This window comes from Pseudomonas sp. R76 (assembly GCF_009834565.1).
GTDB lineage: Bacteria > Pseudomonadota > Gammaproteobacteria > Pseudomonadales > Pseudomonadaceae > Aquipseudomonas.
Genome location: NZ_CP019428.1, coordinates 5713949 through 5729685 on the forward strand (window position 1 = coordinate 5713949; position 15737 = coordinate 5729685).

The 15737-nt window shown below is 60.3% G+C and carries 16 protein-coding genes; 8 read left to right on the forward strand and 8 right to left on the reverse strand.

Going from position 1 to position 15737, the window contains the following annotated elements:
- Position 1: 1 nt before the first annotated feature.
- Both catC and PspR76_RS25865 read right to left on the reverse strand, forming a co-directional pair.
- A complete protein-coding gene (gene catC / locus PspR76_RS25860) occupies positions 2-292 on the reverse strand; it encodes a muconolactone Delta-isomerase (RefSeq protein ID WP_016974901.1) in 291 nt (96 codons plus the stop codon).
- A gap of 12 nt (positions 293-304) precedes the next feature.
- Entirely contained in the window at positions 305-1432 is a 1128-nt protein-coding gene (locus PspR76_RS25865; RefSeq protein WP_159959848.1) for a muconate cycloisomerase family protein, read from the reverse strand.
- A 114-nt stretch (positions 1433-1546) separates the two neighbouring features.
- On the opposite strand from PspR76_RS25865, the gene PspR76_RS25870 reads away from it, so the two are divergent.
- Positions 1547-2422 (forward strand): LysR family transcriptional regulator, encoded by an 876-nt coding sequence (locus PspR76_RS25870; protein ID WP_159959850.1) that lies wholly within the window; start codon positions 1547-1549, stop codon positions 2420-2422.
- A gap of 133 nt (positions 2423-2555) precedes the next feature.
- Here PspR76_RS25870 and PspR76_RS25875 read toward each other — a convergent pair whose 3' ends face one another.
- Positions 2556-3548, reverse strand: a complete 993-nt coding sequence (locus PspR76_RS25875; RefSeq protein ID WP_159959852.1) for an AraC family transcriptional regulator — start codon at positions 3546-3548, stop codon at positions 2556-2558.
- A 339-nt stretch (positions 3549-3887) separates the two neighbouring features.
- Between PspR76_RS25875 and antA the strand changes: the two genes are divergently transcribed.
- The 4 genes from antA (at position 3888) to PspR76_RS25895 (ending at position 8283) form a co-directional block, all read left to right on the forward strand.
- Positions 3888-5279, forward strand: coding sequence for an anthranilate 1,2-dioxygenase large subunit (antA, locus tag PspR76_RS25880; RefSeq protein ID WP_159959854.1), 1392 nt, complete (start codon positions 3888-3890; stop codon positions 5277-5279).
- Complete coding sequence (gene antB / locus PspR76_RS25885) at positions 5279-5770, forward strand: anthranilate 1,2-dioxygenase small subunit (protein WP_159959856.1); 492 nt, start codon at positions 5279-5281, stop codon at positions 5768-5770. The genes antA and antB overlap by 1 nt, the downstream gene beginning before the upstream one ends.
- Before the next feature lie 32 nt (positions 5771-5802).
- A complete protein-coding gene (gene antC / locus PspR76_RS25890; protein ID WP_159959858.1) occupies positions 5803-6810 on the forward strand; it encodes an anthranilate 1,2-dioxygenase electron transfer component AntC in 1008 nt (335 codons plus the stop codon).
- Between the two features lie 72 nt (positions 6811-6882).
- On the forward strand, positions 6883-8283 hold the full coding sequence (locus tag PspR76_RS25895; protein ID WP_159959860.1) for an amino acid permease: 1401 nt from the start codon (positions 6883-6885) through the stop codon (positions 8281-8283).
- 146 nt (positions 8284-8429) lie between these two features.
- On the opposite strand, the gene kynA is transcribed toward PspR76_RS25895, so the two are convergent.
- Entirely contained in the window at positions 8430-9287 is an 858-nt protein-coding gene (kynA, locus tag PspR76_RS25900; RefSeq protein ID WP_159959862.1) for a tryptophan 2,3-dioxygenase, read from the reverse strand.
- Positions 9284-9934 (reverse strand): arylformamidase, encoded by a 651-nt coding sequence (gene kynB, locus PspR76_RS25905; RefSeq protein ID WP_159959864.1) that lies wholly within the window; start codon positions 9932-9934, stop codon positions 9284-9286. The genes kynA and kynB overlap by 4 nt, the downstream gene beginning before the upstream one ends.
- A 386-nt stretch (positions 9935-10320) precedes the next feature.
- On the opposite strand from kynB, the gene PspR76_RS25910 reads away from it, so the two are divergent.
- Positions 10321-10665, forward strand: a complete 345-nt coding sequence (locus PspR76_RS25910) for a cupin domain-containing protein (protein WP_003194115.1) — start codon at positions 10321-10323, stop codon at positions 10663-10665.
- A 48-nt stretch (positions 10666-10713) separates the two neighbouring features.
- Here the strand turns inward: PspR76_RS25910 and mmsB are convergent, their stop codons facing one another.
- Positions 10714-11601, reverse strand: a complete 888-nt coding sequence (gene mmsB / locus PspR76_RS25915) for a 3-hydroxyisobutyrate dehydrogenase (protein ID WP_159959866.1) — start codon at positions 11599-11601, stop codon at positions 10714-10716.
- 15 nt (positions 11602-11616) lie between these two features.
- Complete coding sequence (locus PspR76_RS25920) at positions 11617-13134, reverse strand: CoA-acylating methylmalonate-semialdehyde dehydrogenase (RefSeq protein WP_083356770.1); 1518 nt, start codon at positions 13132-13134, stop codon at positions 11617-11619.
- 129 nt (positions 13135-13263) lie between these two features.
- On the opposite strand from PspR76_RS25920, the gene PspR76_RS25925 reads away from it, so the two are divergent.
- Positions 13264-14211, forward strand: coding sequence for a LysR family transcriptional regulator (locus PspR76_RS25925; RefSeq protein ID WP_159959868.1), 948 nt, complete (start codon positions 13264-13266; stop codon positions 14209-14211).
- A 327-nt stretch (positions 14212-14538) separates the two neighbouring features.
- On the forward strand, positions 14539-14829 hold the full coding sequence (locus tag PspR76_RS25930) for a DUF3077 domain-containing protein (protein WP_159959870.1): 291 nt from the start codon (positions 14539-14541) through the stop codon (positions 14827-14829).
- 416 nt (positions 14830-15245) lie between these two features.
- Here the strand turns inward: PspR76_RS25930 and PspR76_RS25935 are convergent, their stop codons facing one another.
- Entirely contained in the window at positions 15246-15737 is a 492-nt protein-coding gene (locus PspR76_RS25935) for an OmpA family protein (protein WP_159959872.1), read from the reverse strand.

The following is a 15737-nucleotide window of genomic DNA, read 5'->3' on the forward strand; positions in this document are numbered from 1 at the left end:
CTCAGCGGTCGTCTTCATGGATCGACGAAGGGTGCCGGCACAGCGCATTCACTTCGATGGCCATATATGGGAAAAGCGGCAGTTGCATCAGCAGGTCGTGCAGGTCTTGCACGCTGTCGACGTCGAACACGCTGTAGTTGGCGTAGTGCCCGGCGATGCGCCACAGGTGGCGCCATTTGCCCTCTTGTTGCAGCCGCTGCGCCAGGGCTTTTTCCTCAGCCTTGAGGCCGGCCGCGCGCTCGGGGTTCATGTCCAGGGGCAGGTTCACGGTCATTTTTACGTGGAACAACATGGCAGGCGCCTCTTAGTGTTTGTCACGACGGAAGAACGCCAAACGCTCTTCATCAATGCTCAGGCCCAGGCCTGGTGCAGTGGAGACATGCAGCTGGAAATCGCGGTACACCGGCGGCTCGGTGAGGATGTCTTCGGTGAGCAGCAGCGGGCCGAACAGTTCGGTGTCCCAGGTCAGCTTGTTCAAGGTCAGGAAGGCATGCGCCGAGGCCAGGGTGCCGATGCCGCCTTCGAGCATGGTGCCGCCGTACAAGCCGATACCGGCCGCTTCGGCAATCGCAGCCGTACGCAACACCGCCCGCGGGCCGCCGTTCTTGGCGATCTTGAGGGCGAACACCGAGGCTGCGCCTTCGCGGGCCAGGTTGAAGGCGTCTTCCACGCATTCGATGGACTCATCGGCCATGATCGGCGCCGGGCTCGACAGATTCAGCCGCGCCATGCCGCTGCGGTTGTTGCGCGAGATGGGTTGTTCGATCAAGTCGATGCCGTTATCGCCGAGCACCTTGCACGCGCGCAGGGCCACCGCTTCGTCCCAGGCCTGGTTGACGTCGACGCGCACACTGGCGCGCTCGCCAACCGCCTGTTTGATCGCGATCACGTGGGCCAGGTCGCGGCTGACCTCACCGGCGCCGATCTTCAATTTGAAGATACGATGGCGGCGCAGGTCGAGCATCTTCTCGGCCTCGGCGATGTCCTGTTCGGTGTTGCCGCTTGCCAATGTCCAGGCCACCGGCAAGGCATCGCGCACGCGCCCGCCAAGCAATTCACTGACCGGCAGGTTGAGGCGTTTACCCAATGCATCGAGCAAGGCGCTCTCGATGCCGGACTTGGCAAAGGTGTTGCCCCGAATGCTGCGCTCCAGGCGCAACATGGCCGCGTTGATATTGCTCGCGTCCTGGCCAATCAACAGGGGCGCGAAGTGCCGGTCGATGTTGACCTTGATGCTGTCGGGGCTTTCATTGCCGTAGCTCAGCCCGCCGATGGTGGTGGCTTCGCCAATGCCTTCGATGCCGTCGGCGCAACGCAGGCGGATGATCACCAACGTCTGGTTTTGCATGGTGTGCATCGCCAGCTTGTGCGGGCGAATGGTGGGAAGGTCGACGATGATCGTTTCAATCGACTCGATGGCGCAAATCGGCATGGCTATACCCATTGGGTTCTTTATAGATTTGCGCCGATTCTGTGCCGTATTTTTCCTGGCTTCCAATATAGAATGGGTCTCGCACAATACCTTCAAGGTATGAAAGGAGCCGCCATGGAACTGCGTCATCTGCGCTATTTCCAGGTGCTGGGTGAAACGCTGAACTTCACCCGCGCCGCCGAACGCCTGCACATCGCCCAGCCGCCGTTGAGCCGGCAGATCCATCAATTGGAAGATGAATTGGGCGTGATTCTGCTGGAGCGCGGCCGACCGCTGCGGCTGACCGAGGCCGGGCGGTTTTTCTATGAGCACGCCAATGTGCTGCTCGAGCAACTGGGCAAGGTCTGCGACAACACGCGGCGCATCGGCCAGGGCGAAAAGACCTGGCTGGGCATCGGTTTTGCGCCGTCGACCTTGTACGGCGTGTTGCCGGAATTGATTCGGCGGCTGCGCAACCATGAGATGCTGGAGCTGGAGTTGGGCTTGTCGGAGATGACCACCTTGCAGCAGGTCGAAGCGCTCAAGGCCGGGCGGATTGACGTGGGTTTCGGGCGGATTCGCATCGACGACCCGGCCATCGTCCAGCGCGTGCTGGTGGAGGATCGGCTGGTGGCCGTGCTGCCCGCCGGGCACCCGCTGCTGGAAGCGCCCGCCACCCTCGCCCAGCTGGCCGCCGAGCCGTTTGTGCTGTACCCCGGCAACCCGCGCCCCAGTTATGCCGACCATGTGATCGCGCTGTTCGACGCCCACGGCTTGAGCCTCAAGGTGGCGCAGTGGACTAACGAATTGCAGACCGCCATCGGCCTGGTCGGCGCGGGCATGGGCGTGACGCTGGTGCCGGCCTCGGTGCAGGTGCTGCACAGGGCGGATATTGGTTACACGCCGATTGTGGAAAGCACTGCGACCTCGCCGATTATTCTGAGCCGGAGGGTGAATGATCAGTCGCCGGGGCTGAGTCATTGTTTACAACTGGTAGAAGAACTGATCTGAGATCTCCCAAACACCCTAGATCCAATGTGGGAGCGGGCTTGCTCGCGAATGCGGTGTGTCAGTCAATGCATGTGCTGGCTGAACCACCGCATTCGCGAGCAAGCCCGCTCCCACAGTTGGATCTTCATCAGGTTTAAAGGCTGCGCAGGCGCTTGCGTTGCAGGGTTTGGCTGGGGGACTCATCAAAGAGCTTGCGGTACTCCGCCGAGAACCGCCCCAAATGGGTAAAGCCCCAACCCAGGGCAATCTCGGAAATGGTCCGAGTAGATCCATGCTCCAGAATTTCCTGGCGCACCGCCCCCAACCGGTACTTCTTCAAATACGCCATGGGCGACAGCGCAAAGTACTTGCGAAACGCATCAAACAGCTTGAACCGCGACACGCCCGCAGCCGTTTCCAGATCCTCCAAATGCACCGCTTCACGGGCGTTGTCGTGGATGTACTGCCGCGCACGAATCAAATAATGCGGCAGCTTCACGCCCAGCACGTCGCGCAGTTCTTCTGAATAATTATTCGGCTGGGCGAGGATCAACCCTTTGATCAGCGAGCTTTGCAGGTCACGGGTAAACGCCGCCTGCTCATACAGCTCGCTGCTGCGCTCAAGCTCGGCGATAAAGTAGCGCGCCATGCGCCACCAGGACGCCGACGCGCCGTCCACCGCGTCCATCACCGATTCAAAACGCAACGGCGCCTCAATCGGCCGTTGCAGCAACGCCTCCAGCGATTCACTCATCGCCGCCCGCGTGATCACCACCTGCAACTTGCGGCAGTCACCGGATATCGCCAGCACTTGGTGCTCGTTGGGCGACAGGATCACGCCTTGGTCGCGGTTGGAACTCAAGCGCTCGCCGTTCTTGCTCAACTCCTGCTCGCCCACCAACGGCAGGCTCAGGCTGTAGCTGCTGAAGTGCTCGGCGTCTTCGATGCCGATAGTCACGTCGGTGCCGTATTCGATCACGCCCAGGGTGGTGGCGCGGGACTTGAACACGTTGGCACTGTGGTGAAAGCGCAGGCGCTCGGGTGTCGAGGTCGCCAGGCGGTGCGGCCCACAAATTCCGGACATCCAGCTGCAGGCGCCTTCGAGGTCGAAGCGTTGAATATGGATTTCGCGTGTATGGCTACTCATCAGGCTGCACCCACGGCGGTTAGGCGGTTGCGCGCTCTGGCGGCGCGTCGTTAACAATCGACAGCAAGTTCTACGCCACGCCCGCGTGAATGCAACGGGGTGGATAGCAACGGTCGACTATGTGGATAAGCCGCCGTTTTTTGCGGCTTTCCCTTGGTATGACAGTAGCGCATCGCGTCACCTGGCTGCACCGAACTGGGTATTTGCTGCCCAACTATGCGCCCCAACTATGCCCCCCCAACTATGCGGCCCATCTCTGCCCATTAAGCGGATAGCCCGCACCCTGCCCCGCTGCCTCTAATGGACCACCGATCAGCCTCTATCAAAAAGGTGCCTCCCATGAGTGGTGCAAAAAGCGTCGAGCAGTGGAAAACATTCATCGAAAGCTGCCTGGACTTTCGCCCGGCCGATGAAGTGTTCCGCATCGCCCGCGACATGTTCACCGAGACGGAACTGTTCGACCTGGAGATGGAACTGATCTTCGAAAAGAATTGGATCTACGCCTGCCACGAAAGCGAGCTGGCGAATAACCACGACTTCGTGACGATGCGCGCCGGGCGCCAGCCGATGATCATCACCCGCGATGGCGAGGGCCAGCTGAATGCGCTGATCAACGCCTGCCAGCATCGCGGCACCACGCTCACGCGCGTCGGCAAGGGCAACCAATCGACCTTTACGTGCCCGTTCCATGCCTGGTGCTACAAGAGCGATGGCCGGCTGGTGAAGGTCAAGGCGCCGGGCGAGTACCCGGAAGGCTTCGACAAAGCCACACGCGGACTGAAAAAGGCGCGCATCGAAAGCTATAAGGGTTTTGTATTTATCAGCCTGGACGTAAACGGCACCGACAGCCTGGAAGACTTCCTCGGCGACGCCAAAGTGTTCTTCGACATGATGGTCGCGCAGTCCGCCACGGGTGAGCTGGAAGTGCTGCCGGGTAAATCGGCCTACACCTACGACGGCAACTGGAAGCTGCAAAACGAAAACGGCCTGGACGGTTATCACGTCAGCACCGTGCACTACAACTACGTGGCCACGGTGCAGCATCGCCAGCAGGTGAACACCGAAAACGGCAGCGGCGCAGGCACCACGCTGGACTACAGCAAGCTCGGCGCGGGCGACGCGAATACCGATGACGGCTGGTTCGCCTTCAACAATGGCCACAGCGTGTTGTTCAGCGACATGCCCAACCCGACGGTGCGCTCGGGCTACGCCACCATCATGCCGCGCCTGGTGGAAGAACATGGCCAGCAAAAGGCCGAGTGGATGATGCACCGCCTGCGCAACCTGAACATCTACCCGAGCCTGTTCTTCCTCGACCAGATCAGCTCGCAGCTGCGGATTATTCGCCCGGTGGCGTGGAACAAGACCGAGATCATCAGCCAGTGCCTGGGCGTGAAGAACGAGTCGGATGCCGACCGTGAAAACCGCATCCGCCAGTTTGAGGACTTCTTTAACGTGTCCGGCATGGGCACACCGGATGACCTGGTGGAGTTTCGCGAAGCCCAGCGCGGTTTCCAGGGCAGGCTGGAACGCTGGAGCGATATCTCGCGCGGCAGCCACCGCTGGGAGACCGGGCCCACGCCGAACAGCGAAGCCATCGGCATCCAACCGGCGATGACCGGCACCGAATTCACCCATGAAGGCCTGTACGTCAACCAGCACCGCAACTGGCAGCAGTTCCTCCTCAAGGGCCTGGACCAACAAGCGCTGAAACTGCGGGAGGTGAAGTGATGAATGCGCAATTGCAGTACCGGATCGAACAGTTTTTCTACCGTAAATCCGAGCTGTGCGACGCACAGGACTGGGACGCCTATGTGCAGCTGTTCGACCCGCAGAGTGAGTTCCACCTGCCGCAATGGGACTCGGAACACGTGTACACCCGCGACCCCAAGCGCGAGATGTCGCTGATCTATTACGCCAACCGTTCGGGCCTGGAAGACCGCGTGTTCCGTTTGCGTACGGGTAAGGCCGCGTCGGCCACGCCGATGCCGCGCACGTTGCACTTGATCAATAACGTGCGCATTGCCGAGCAACCGGGCGGGTTACTGGAAGTGAAGTTGAACTGGCACACGCTGTTTTATCGGCTGGCCACGTCGGAGCAGTTTTATGGGCATGCCACCTACAGCCTCAAACCCCATGGCGACAGTTGGTTGATCACGCGCAAACACGCCTTGCTGCTCAACGACACCATCAACTCGGTGCTGGATTTTTATCACCTCTGACCCAGCACATCACCCCTGTGGCGAGCAATCATATGAATCACAAAGTGGCCTTCAGTTTTGCCGACGGCAAGACCCTGTTTTTCCCGGTGGGCGCTAATGAAATCCTGTTGGACGCGGCCCTGCGCAACGGCATAAAAATCCCTTTGGATTGCCGCGAAGGCGTGTGCGGCACCTGCCAGGGCCGGTGCGAGTCCGGCGATTACACCCAGGATTATGTCGACGAAGAAGCCCTCTCCAGCCTCGATCTGCAACAGCGCAAGATGCTCAGCTGCCAGACGCGGGTGAAGTCCGACGCGGCGTTTTACTTCGACTTTGATTCGAGCCTGTGCAACGCGCCGGGGCCGGTGCAGGTGCGCGGTACGGTGAGCGAAGTGCAGCAAATTTCAAGCAGCACGGCGATTTTGCAGGTGCAGCTGGAGGCACCACTGGATTTTCTGCCCGGCCAATACGCTCGCCTGTCGGTTCCCGGCACCGACAGTTGGCGCTCGTATTCCTTCGCCAATCGCCCCGGCAATCATCTGCAGTTTCTGGTGCGCCTGCTGCCCGACGGCGTCATGAGCAACTACCTGCGCGAGCGCTGCCAGGTCGGTGATGAAGTGCTGATGGAGGCACCATTGGGCGCGTTTTATCTACGCCATGTCACTCAGCCGCTGGTGCTGGTGGCCGGTGGCACTGGGTTGTCGGCGTTGCTGGGCATGCTCGATGAACTGGCGGCCAACGGCTGCGACCAACCTGTGCACTTGTATTACGGTGTGCGTGGTGCCGAGGACTTATGCGAAGCGGCGCGCATCCACGCCTACGCTGCAAAAATTCCGAATTTTCGCTACACCGAAGTGCTGAGCGACGCCTCACCGGCGTGGGCCGGCAAGCGCGGCTACCTCACCGAGCATTTCGACCTGGCCGAATTGCGGGACAGATCGGCGGATATGTACGTGTGCGGCCCGCCGCCAATGGTCGAATCGATCCAACAATGGCTGTCGGATCAGGCACTTGATGGCGTTCAGCTGTATTACGAAAAGTTTACGCAGAGTAATATCTGACCCCTCAGCAGTTCTGAGGGGCGGGTGCGGCGTGCAATCACCCTCAAGAAAAACAAGTAGAAGGGAATGTTAATGGCGGATGACATGGTTAACCCGGTTGGCCTCAAGCGTGGCCTGAAGAACCGGCATATTCAGCTGATCGCCTTGGGAGGGGCGATTGGTACGGGGTTGTTCCTCGGCTCGGCCGGGGTGCTCAAGTCGGCGGGGCCGTCGATGATCCTGGGTTACGCGATTGCCGGTTTTATTGCGTTCCTGATCATGCGCCAGCTCGGCGAGATGATTGTCGAAGAGCCGGTGGCCGGCTCCTTCAGCCACTTCGCACATAAATACTGGGGCGGCTACGCAGGCTTCCTGGCGGGCTGGAACTACTGGGTACTTTACGTGCTGGTGGGCATGGCCGAACTGACGGCCGTGGGCAAATACATCCAGTTCTGGTGGCCGGAGATTCCAACCTGGGTCAGCGCGCTGGTGTTCTTCGTCGCGGTGAACCTGATCAACACGCTGAACGTGAAGTTCTTCGGTGAAGCCGAGTTCTGGTTCGCGATCATCAAAGTGGTGGCGATTGTCGGCATGATCGTGCTCGGCTGCTACCTGCTGTTCAGCGGCACCGGCGGCCCGCAAGCCTCGGTGAGCAACCTGTGGAGCCACGGCGGGTTCTTCCCGAATGGCGGCATGGGGCTGTTGATGTCGATGGCGTTCATCATGTTCTCGTTCGGCGGCCTGGAGCTGGTGGGCATCACCGCCGCCGAGGCCAGCGAGCCGCGCAAAGTGATCCCCAAAGCCATCAACCAGGTGGTTTACCGGATCCTGATTTTCTACGTCGGCGCCCTGACCGTACTGCTGTCGCTGTACCCGTGGGACCAACTGCTGCAAACCCTCGGCGCGTCAGGCGATGCCTACAGCGGCAGCCCGTTTGTGCAGATTTTCTCGCTGATCGGTAACGACACCGCTGCACACATCCTCAACTTCGTGGTGCTGACCGCGGCGCTGTCGGTGTACAACAGCGGCGTGTACTGCAACAGCCGCATGCTGTTCGGCCTGGCCGAGCAAGGCGACGCGCCGAAAGCGCTGATGAAACTGAACAAACAAGGCGTGCCGCTGCGCGCCCTGGCGATTTCGGCACTGGTGACGATGCTCTGCGTGGTGGTCAACTACGTCGCGCCGAAGAGTGCCCTTGAGTTGCTGTTTGCGCTGGTGGTTGCCTCGCTGATGATCAACTGGGCGCTGATCAGCATCACCCATATCAAGTTCCGCAAAGCCATGGGCGAGCAAGGCGTGACGCCATCGTTCAAGACCTTCTGGTTCCCGTTCAGCAACTACCTGTGCCTGGCGTTCATGGTGATGATTGTGAGCGTGATGCTGGCGATCGAGGGTATTCGTGAGTCGGTGTATGCGATGCCGGTTTGGGTGGGGATTATCTATGTGGCGTATCGGTTGCGGGTTAGAAACGCGAAAGTAGCCGTAGCGCAGTAACCCCTGTGGGAGCGGGCTTGCTCGCGAAGGCGGTGGATCAGCCAGCACATGTATTGACTGACACACCGCTTTCGCGAGCAAGCCCGCTCCCACAGTTTTGAATGCATTCCAGATGTAGAAAGCCCCGGGATTCCGGGGCTTTTTGTTTAGAGCGTGGAACGCACTCGCCACAACTCGGGAAACAGCACCGTGTCGAGCATCTTGCGCAAATACCCCACGCCTTCAGTGCCGCCCGTGCCCGGCTGAAAGCCGATAATGCGCTCCACCGTCGTCACATGCCGGAAGCGCCACTGGCGGAACGAATCCTCTAGGTCGATAAATTTCTCGGCCAACTGATACAAATCCCAATACCGACTCGGGTCGCGATACACCTCACGCCACGCCGCTTCCACCGATTCATCGTGAACCGTGGCCGCCGTCGGGTCGCGCTCGGCACGTTCAGGGTCAATCGCCAGGCCCGCCTTGGCCATCAGGTTGACCGCCTCGTCATACAGCGACGGCGTGGCAATCGCCACTCTCAACTCGTTCAACAACTCCGGCCGATGCGCGTGAGGACGCAGCAGCGCCGCGCTTTTGTTGCCGAGGATAAATTCGATCTCGCGGTACTGGAACGACTGGAACCCCGAAGACTGCCCCAGGAACGGGCGAATCGCCTTGTACTCCGACGGCGTCATCGTCGCCAGCACCGCCCAGGCGTGCACCAGTTGATCGAAGATCCGCGATACCCGCGCCAGCATCTTGAACGCCGGCGGCAGCTCGCCCAGGCGCACGTGTTCGCGGGCGGCCTTCAGTTCGTGGAGCATCAGTTTCATCCACAGCTCGGAGGTCTGGTGCTGGATGATAAAGAGCATTTCGTTGTGGTCCGGCGACAGCGGGTGCTGAGCGCTGAGGACTTTGCCCAGGTCCAGGTAGTCGCCGTAGCTCATCGACTCGGAAAAATTCAGCTCGGCGTTATGCCATTCTTCCGGCGGTTGATAGTCAGCAGAGAAAGGACATTGGCTCATCGCGTGGGCTCCTTGAGCGGGCGGAGAATGGCGCGGACCGGGCTCGCGTCCAGATTGGCAAAACGCAGCGGCAGCGCGATCAATTCATAGTCGCCCTCCGGCACGTCATCGAGCACGATGCCTTCGAGAATCGCCATGCCATGGCGGGCCACGGCGTTGTGGGAATCCATGGTCTTGGACTGTTGCGGGTCCAGCGACGGCGTGTCGATACCAATCAGGCGCACGCCCAGGCTGGCGAGCAGCTCGATGGTTTGCGGGGCGATGGCGGTGAAATTCGAATCCCACTCGGTCAGCGGCGCTTGTGGATAAGTGCGCAGCAGCACGCGCTCGGGCAAGTTATCCACACGCCCGTCCAACTGATGCGGCTGCACCAGCGGACCACTGCCCAGGCAATGCAGTACACGGCACGGGCCCATGTACACGTCCAGCGACACCTCGCCAATCGGCGCGCCATCCGCGCTGTAATGCAACGGCGCGTCCACATGGGCGCCGGTGTGCGGCGAAAAGGTCACGCGCCCTACATTCACCGGGCACTCCGGGCCGAACTGCCACACGCGCTCTTCCTGGAATGGCGTATCGCCCGGCCAGGTCGGGGTGGCCGTGCTCAAGGGCGGGCTGATATCCCACCACGTTTTTATTGGGATCATTTCGAGGCTCTCGGTCGTTACTGGGGTGAATGATACGAGGGCCAGCCGTGCATTTTCTTGCTTATTCCAGCGCCAAGCGGGAATTCTTTCGCAGTTACTGCGAGGAAAGGTCGGGTTCACGCCAGGAAGTTTCATCTGATGAAAGTGGCTCAAACACTGGAGATCCAATGTGGGAGCGGGCTTGCTCGCGAAGGCGGCGGGTCAGTCTAAGTATTTAGCGACTGGTACTCTGCATTCGCGAGCAAGCCCGCTCCCACATGGACTGCAGAGTGCCAGAGGAATCGCATTCGCCTGCGCTTCTGGGCATCCCGATGTCGAGTTCAGACCACTGACACAACGCCCCAGGCCTTAGGGTTGCTCTTTCCATTCCCTGCCTCGGAGCCATCATGTCCAAGCCCATCACCGTACTGCGCGACACCCACCCACTGCCGGTCCTGGATGCCTGCAAATGGGAAAAACTCGAAGGCGACCCGCACACCGTCAACCTCAACGCCTACACCAGCGAAGACGGCAGCAAGATCATGGGCACCTGGATCTGCACGCCGGGCAAGTGGTACGTGGAATACGTGAAGTGGGAATACTGCCATTTCCAGGAAGGCTACTGCGTGATCACGCCCGAAGGGATGGCGCCGATTCACCTGCGGGCTGGGGATATCTTTGTGGTGGAGCCAGGGATGAAGGGGACGTGGGAAGTGGTTGAGACTGTGCGTAAGTATTTTGTGTTTGCGTGAGGCGCAAAAACCCGAGAGCCCGCCAACGGCAGGCTCTCGGAAAACGCCCTATTCGGGCTTGCGATAGCTGTTGATGATCGCCGAGAAGTCTTTGCCGCCTTCCCCGCGCTGGCTCATCGATTGATACAACTGCTGGGCCACGGCGCCCAGAATCACCGGTTGCTTGGCTTGGCGCGCGGCTTCGGTGGCCAGGCCGAGGTCTTTGAGCATCAGGTCGGCGCCAAAACCACCGGTGTAACCCCGCGACGACGGCGCGGTTTCGATCACGCCCGGCCAAGGGTTGTAGGTGTCGGAACTCCAGCAGCGCCCGGTCGAGCTGTTGATGATGCCGGCCAGCACTTGGGTGTCGATGCCCAGCGCATCGCCCAGGGCCATCGCCTCGCTGACGCCGACCATGCTGATGCCGAGCAACAGGTTGTTGCAGATTTTGGCGATCTGGCCGGTGCCGACGTCGCCGCAATGCACGATGTTACGACCCATCTGCGCCAGCACCGGTTGCAGGGTGGCGAACAGCTCCGGGGTGGCGCCGACCATGAAGGTCAGCGTCCCTGCGCTAGCACCGCCGGTGCCGCCGGAGACTGGAGCATCAGCTATCACCACACCTTGCTTGGCCGCCGCAGCGGCAACCTCGCGGATGGTTTGCGGGTCGATGGTGCTGCAATCCACCGCCGGTACGCCTTTGCCGATGCCGGCCAGCACGCCGTCTTCATTCAACCAAACGCTGCGCACATGGGCGGCGGCAGGCAGCATGGTAATCACCAGCTCCGCACCTTCTGCAGCTTCACGCGGTGAGCCTGTGACGGTGGCGCCCAGTTCTGCGAATTCCTTGAACACGCCTGGATTAACGTCGAACACATTCAGCTTATTGCCAGCCAAAAGCAGGTTGCGGGCCATGGGCGCGCCCATGTTGCCCAAGCCGATAAATGCAATCTTCATGGTCGTCTCCCGGAATCAGCGCAGGTTGATGGTGGTGTTGACGCCATCGTTGACCGTGTCGTCGTCGAACCAGCGGCTCGTAACGGTTTTGGTCTGGGTGTAGAACTGCACCACTTGCTTGCCGTACGGGCCCAGGTCGCCGAGCTTGGAACCCCGCGAGCCGGTGAAGCTGAAGAACGGCACTGGCACCGGGATCGGGATGTTGATGCCGACCTGGCCTACATCGATTTCGCTCTGGAACTTACGCGCCGCCGCACCGCTTTGGGTGAACAGGCCAGTGCCGTTGCCGAATGGGTTGGCGTTGACCAACGCGATGGCCTCATCGAGGGTCGCGACTTCCAGCACCACCAGCACCGGGCCGAAGATTTCCTGGGTGTAGATTTGCATATCAGTGGTCACGCCCGAGAACAGGGTCGGGCCGACGAAGTTGCCTTGCTCGAAGCCCGGCACCTTGATGTCGCGGCCGTCCAGCTCCAGCTTGGCGCCTTCTTTTACGCCGCTTTCGATCAGCTCCAGAATGCGTGCTTTGGCGCGCTTGGAAATCACCGGGCCGACGTCCGTGCCGGCTTCGCTGCCGGCATTCACTTTGAGTTTTTGCGCCAGCGCCTTGAGGTCCGGCAGCCATTGTTTGGCCGCGCCCACCAGCACCACCACCGAGGTGGCCATGCAACGCTGGCCCGCTGCGCCGAAACCGGCACCGACCAAGGCATTCAGCGTGTGTTCGCGGTTGGCGTCCGGCAGCACCACGGCGTGGTTCTTGGCGCCCATCATCGACTGCACGCGCTTGCCGTGCTTACCGGCCAGGTCGTACACGTGAGTGCCGACGGCGGTCGAGCCGACGAACGACACCGCCTTGATATCTTTATGGGTGCACAGCGCATCCACCACATCCTTGCCGCCGTGCACCACGTTGAGCACGCCCGCCGGTACACCGGCTTCCAGCGCCAGCTCCACCAGCAACATCGTCGACAGCGGATCCTGCTCGGACGGCTTGAGCACGAAGGTGTTACCGCAGGCAATCGCCATCGGGAACATCCACAGCGGAATCATTGCCGGGAAGTTGAACGGGGTAATACCGGCGCATACGCCGATGGGTTGGCGCAGCGTATAGGTGTCGACGCCACCGGCGACGTTTTCAGCAAATTCGCCCATCTGCAAGGTGCCGATGGAGCATGCGTGCTCGACCACTTCCAGGCCACGGAAAATATCGCCTTCGGCATCGGCAATGGTCTTGCCCTGCTCAGCGCTCAGGACCACGGCGATGCGCTTGGAATGTTCGCGGATCAGGGCTTGCAGCTTGAGCATGATGCGCATGCGCGCGCCGATCGGCGTCAGCTTCCAGGTCTGGAAGGCTTGGTGGGCAGCGTCGATGGCGGCGTTGACCTCATCGGCGGTGGCGAACGGGACTTTGGCCAGCACTTGCTGGGTAGCCGGGTTAACGATGTCTTGCCAATGGGTGGTCTTGGACTCGACCCATTCACCATTGATCAGCAACTTGACCTGTTGCACGGAAATATCGGCAGAAGCGTTCATGTGGTCTCCAATCTTGTAGTTATGCAGAGACAAGGCGCGTGAATCGCCTTGGAAATGAGGCGTTCGGACTGTTTTTGGAGTATAGATGTGCAAATCTCTAATAAGAACGCACATAAAAGCCGGTCCAATATGCAAAAAAACATCACGTCATTGGGCTCCCTGAACTGGGATGACCTGAAGTTTTTCCTCGAAGTGGCCCGCACCCGCAAGGCCAGTGTGGCCGCCAAGCGCCTGGCAGTGGACTACACCACCGTGTCGCGGCGCATCAGCTCATTGGAAGTGTCACTCGGCACGCTGCTGTTCGAAAAATCCCGGACCAGTGGTTTTGTTCTCACCACCGAAGGCCAGCGTTTGCTGGGCTATGCGGAGTCCATCGAAAGCACGCTGCATATGGCTTGCGAACAGGTGTCCGGCTCTGGCGTGGCCTTGTCGGGCCATGTGCGCATGGGCTGTACCGAAGGCTTTGGCAGTTTTTTCGTCACGCCGCAGCTCAGCCATTTTGTCGACACCTACCCGGCGATCTCGGTGGATATCCTGCCCCTGCCCCACTTCATCAGCCTGTCCAAGCGCGAAGCCGACATCGTCATCGCCCTGGAACGCCCGGAACACGGGCCGTATGTGTGCTGCAAACTGTGCGACTACAAGCTGCAGCTGTTCGCGACCCAGGACTACCTCGACCAACACCCGCCGATCCAGCGGCCGGCGGATTTGGCGGAGCATCCGTTTATCAGTTACGTGGATGACCTGGCGTTCAGTTCCGAGCTGTTGTACCTGGCGAATGTAGTGCCCGGCGCCAGCGCGAGTTTGCGCAGTACCAGCGTGATTGCGCAGTACGTCGCGGCTCAGCAGGGTCGGTCGATGGCGATATTGCCGTGTTTTCTGGCGGCGCAGGATTCGCGGTTGTTGCCGGTGCTGGGGGAGCAGATTTCGATCACGCGGCAGTTCTGGATGTATTGCCGGGAGGATCTGCGGAAGTTGAAGCGGATTACGTTGTTGTGGGATTACATCCGGGAAGTGACGGAGCAGAATCAGGGGTTGTTGATGGGGGAGACGCGGGAGATGAGGTTCGCGGATTGAAGGGCCATCAACGACGATTCGCTTTAATTTGCAGGACGTTTCCTAGAGACTCTCTACCCCATTGCGCCTTACCGTTTGGGTCACTAGCCTCCCTGGGTCGCTGCATATCAGCGATCGGGTTTAGCGACTCGGATTAGTTGGGGATGTGATGCCAAAGTATTGCCAGGCGTTTTACCTGTCTTTACCGTTTTATGGCGGCTGTACGCGGGAGACCTTCGGGTCTGCCGGGTTCCCAAATTTACCGGTTCGCTAACCCGTGTACAGCTGCCACCTCTTCATGTTTAGCGACATGCCGTGGTGACCCCTACTGCAAATTTGGGAAACATCATGTCAAAAATCGTCCCCGATCCACCGCTGTCCTCCATCACCACCCTCGGCATCGTCACCTTCGGCGACTACGGCGAAAACCAAAAACCCCTGTTCCGCGTCAATTCCGGCATGCCCATCGAGCAAGCCCTGGAACACGCCTCCACCCTGCTGTTCTACTCCAAAAAACTCGCCATGGAAGCCGCCATGGACGTTCGCGGCGAGCAATACGCATGGGCCGCGCATTACCTGTGTGAGATGGGTAAGGCCGTGGTGGATGACTTGACGCAAGCGATGACGCCGAGCAGCTAAGCGAAACACTGTCTCCATGTGGGAGCGGGCTTGCTCGCGAATGCGGTAGGTCAGTCAATAAATTATTGGCTGAACGACCGCTATCGCGGGCAAGCCCGGCTCCCACATTTGAATTATGGTGGGTGCGAAATTTTGGTCAACGCAAATAAGTGTGGGAGCTGGCTTGCCTGCGACGGCGGTGGGTCAGTCAGCTTAGCCGTTGCTGATACACCGCATTCGCGAGCAAGCCCGCTCCCACATTTTTTGAACTGTGGCGGGTGCGAAATTTGGTCAGGCGCAAATAAGTGTGGGAGCTGGCTTGCCTGCGATGGTGTTGGTTCAGTCAGCACATCTGCTGCTGATATACCGCTATCGCAGGCAAGCCAGCTCCCACAATTGGGAATGCCGCCCTGGACGCTCTGCGTCCGCTCTCGGCGTTAGTCCGCGATCACCACAATCGACACGCGCCGATTCTCGGTGCGCCCCGCCACGGTGGTGTTCGGCGCCACCGGCTCGCTGCTGCCCAGGCCGCGCAGTTGGATGTTTTCTTCTTTCATGCCCACACTGGTCAACACGTTGCCTACGCTTTTGGCGCGACGCAGGGACAGTTGCTGGTTGTAGCTCTCTTTGCCCGAGGCGTCGGTGTGGCCGTCGACGCGCACGCGGTCGATGCCGGCGCCGACCAGGGCTTTGCCGATGCGTTCGACGATGTCGGTGCTGGCTTTGTTGAGGCTTTCAACGTCGCTGCCGAACAGCACTTTGCCTGACAGGCCGAAGGCCCAGCCTTCGTCGGTCAGTTCGAAGCCTTGCTGCTTGAGGACCGCGACTTGGGCCGGGGTCAGGCCTTTGGGTGGGGCCGTCTGGCAGCCGCCGAGGGCCAAAAGGGCCACCAATAGAGTGATAAACATACAGCGCGCGGTCGAGAACAA

What these genes read in the sequence shown, in the direction of transcription:
- PspR76_RS25875 (WP_159959852.1), bottom strand. Translation starts at nt 3,548, where the DNA reads ATGAGTAGCCATACACGCGAAATCCATATTCAACGCTTCGACCTCGAA.
- kynA (WP_159959862.1), bottom strand. Translation starts at nt 9,287, where the DNA reads ATGAGCCAATGTCCTTTCTCTGCTGACTATCAACCGCCGGAAGAATGG.
- PspR76_RS25930 (WP_159959870.1), top strand. Translation starts at nt 14,539, where the DNA reads ATGTCAAAAATCGTCCCCGATCCACCGCTGTCCTCCATCACCACCCTC.
- kynB (WP_159959864.1), bottom strand. Translation starts at nt 9,934, where the DNA reads ATGATCCCAATAAAAACGTGGTGGGATATCAGCCCGCCCTTGAGCACG.
- PspR76_RS25870 (WP_159959850.1), top strand. Translation starts at nt 1,547, where the DNA reads ATGGAACTGCGTCATCTGCGCTATTTCCAGGTGCTGGGTGAAACGCTG.
- catC (WP_016974901.1), bottom strand. Translation starts at nt 292, where the DNA reads ATGTTGTTCCACGTAAAAATGACCGTGAACCTGCCCCTGGACATGAAC.
- antA (WP_159959854.1), top strand. Translation starts at nt 3,888, where the DNA reads ATGAGTGGTGCAAAAAGCGTCGAGCAGTGGAAAACATTCATCGAAAGC.
- PspR76_RS25910 (WP_003194115.1), top strand. Translation starts at nt 10,321, where the DNA reads ATGTCCAAGCCCATCACCGTACTGCGCGACACCCACCCACTGCCGGTC.
- mmsB (WP_159959866.1), bottom strand. Translation starts at nt 11,601, where the DNA reads ATGAAGATTGCATTTATCGGCTTGGGCAACATGGGCGCGCCCATGGCC.
- antC (WP_159959858.1), top strand. Translation starts at nt 5,803, where the DNA reads ATGAATCACAAAGTGGCCTTCAGTTTTGCCGACGGCAAGACCCTGTTT.
- PspR76_RS25865 (WP_159959848.1), bottom strand. Translation starts at nt 1,432, where the DNA reads ATGCCGATTTGCGCCATCGAGTCGATTGAAACGATCATCGTCGACCTT.
- PspR76_RS25925 (WP_159959868.1), top strand. Translation starts at nt 13,264, where the DNA reads ATGCAAAAAAACATCACGTCATTGGGCTCCCTGAACTGGGATGACCTG.
- PspR76_RS25895 (WP_159959860.1), top strand. Translation starts at nt 6,883, where the DNA reads ATGGCGGATGACATGGTTAACCCGGTTGGCCTCAAGCGTGGCCTGAAG.
- antB (WP_159959856.1), top strand. Translation starts at nt 5,279, where the DNA reads ATGAATGCGCAATTGCAGTACCGGATCGAACAGTTTTTCTACCGTAAA.
- PspR76_RS25920 (WP_083356770.1), bottom strand. Translation starts at nt 13,134, where the DNA reads ATGAACGCTTCTGCCGATATTTCCGTGCAACAGGTCAAGTTGCTGATC.